Source organism: Gluconobacter sp. P1D12_c (assembly GCF_018812105.1).
Taxonomy (GTDB): domain Bacteria; phylum Pseudomonadota; class Alphaproteobacteria; order Acetobacterales; family Acetobacteraceae; genus Gluconobacter; species Gluconobacter oxydans_A.
This window is the reverse complement of the sequence record NZ_JACSIQ010000356.1, coordinates 1-488: the sequence shown is the minus strand read 5'-3', so window position 1 is coordinate 488 and position 488 is coordinate 1. Positions and strand designations below refer to the sequence as shown.

The following is a 488-nucleotide window of genomic DNA, read 5'->3' as shown; positions in this document are numbered from 1 at the left end:
CGTTTTTGGTCAGGATTTAGAAGCTCTTGAGCGTGAGCATGAGCAGGCTTGCGATGGTGCTGTTGATGTTCAGAAGAATGGCAAGAGCAGGAAAATCAGAAGCACTCAAAATACTATGGCGTGCATTGTTCTGTCTTGGCCAGGTGAGATGGATGCCGATTGTAAGCGTTGGCAAGCTCGGTCGGTCAAGTGGTTGCAGGACACGTATGGGGACCAGTTGAAGACAGTCATCAGGCATGATGATGAGGCTTTTCCTCATCTTCATGCTTTCATCGTTCCTGATGATTTGAAGGCGATCAGCTTACATCCTGGGGATAGTGCAAAGCAGAAGGCCAAGGCGGATGGGTTATCTCCAAAGGAACAAAATGAAGCCTATAAGCAATCGTTTAGAGATTGGCAGGACAGTTATTGGGATAAGGTCGGGAAGCCTTCTGGCTTAACTCGTATTGGTCCAGGTCGTAGGCGTTTAACTCGGGACCAGTGGAACC

At 48.6% G+C, this 488-nt stretch carries 1 protein-coding gene; it reads left to right on the top strand.

The features are described 5' to 3' along the window. A partial coding sequence (locus tag KP705_RS17155) for a plasmid recombination protein (protein ID WP_215765143.1) occupies positions 1-488 on the top strand: 488 nt, incomplete at both ends.